At 29.6% G+C, this 1,084-nt stretch carries 2 protein-coding genes; both read right to left on the reverse strand.

From position 1 onward, the window contains the following. Positions 1-35: 35 nt before the first annotated feature. On the reverse strand, positions 36-308 hold the full coding sequence (locus NSA58_RS20810) for a Rossmann-fold NAD(P)-binding domain-containing protein (RefSeq protein ID WP_330376056.1): 273 nt from the start codon (positions 306-308) through the stop codon (positions 36-38). Positions 309-359: 51 nt separating this feature from the next. Beyond that, positions 360-1,084: NAD-dependent epimerase/dehydratase family protein (locus tag NSA58_RS20500; RefSeq protein ID WP_330652627.1), on the reverse strand; the 725-nt coding region annotated here is incomplete at its 5' end.

Consider the following 1,084-nt stretch of genomic DNA (forward strand, 5'->3'; position numbering starts at 1 on the left):
ATAGACACATATATCATGTATTTTTAGTTGTAACATTAAATAATATTTAATTTACATTCTTTTCTTAGCCAAGCAACTTGATCTTTAACCGTTTCTTCATAAGAACGTGCTGTATAACCAAGTTCAGTTTTTGCTTTAGTAGAATCAAAAGTATTATTTCTTGCTAAATTGTAGACAGAAAAAGTAGTCATAAGTGGTCTAGAACCTTTTTTCTTTGCTTGCTTCTCAAGAATACTAGCAAGGAAATTAGCAACTCTTAATGGAAGGAACATCTTCATCTTTTTGCAATTAGATTCTTTTTCCTGCATTTTAGAAAAATCCTTAAATTAAACTTGTTCATTGGCAAAGATATAACACTGTCAACACTTTCCTTTATCTGATGCTAGAATTGTGCCATTAGCCAAGTCTATAACATCGCAAAGATTAAATGAACCTGAAATTCCCATTGGTATTTCTCTGTTAAGAATCTGAATTACTACTTTTGTAGTTTCTCCAACTTCAAAATCTTCTGGTCCTAATATTCCACTTGGATGAACAACACAGGTATTTAATCCTTTATTTTTTACTGCATCTAATACAGCTTGAGTAGCTATTGTTTTTGATTGACTATAACATCCAAGGACTTTATTTTCATCAAATTTACTTACTTCTTTAATTACTTCTCCTTTAGGTAGTTCAGGGATTGCACCCGTACTACTACAATAAACTCGTTTTTTACATTCTTTATGAGAAAGGCATAAATTTATAATATTTTTTGTTCCATCAACATTTACATCTATGACTTTTTGATTATATGTAGGGTCTACAGTTACTATATTTGCTATATGAAGAACGATAGTTTTCATATCACTGGGTACTGTAAAAAATTTTTCTAATGAATTTATGTCACATAAATTGCCTTTAAAAATAGCTACTCCTTTTGGGAAATATTCAATTGCCTTGTCATTTGGAAGAACAAAGGCTCTTACTTTATCCCCTCTCTCAATTAATTGTCTACAAATAGTACTACGAAGAAATCCTGTTGCACCTGTTACTAAATATAATATATTACTCATTTTATTCACCTCATAATTTAAAATAAATT

The organism is Terrisporobacter muris, assembly GCF_024621905.1.
GTDB lineage: Bacteria > Bacillota > Clostridia > Peptostreptococcales > Peptostreptococcaceae > Terrisporobacter > Terrisporobacter muris.

Coding starts and splice junctions, on each gene's coding strand:
- NSA58_RS20810 (WP_330376056.1), bottom strand. CDS start 308: ATGCAGGAAAAAGAATCTAATTGCAAAAAGATGAAGATGTTCCTTCCA.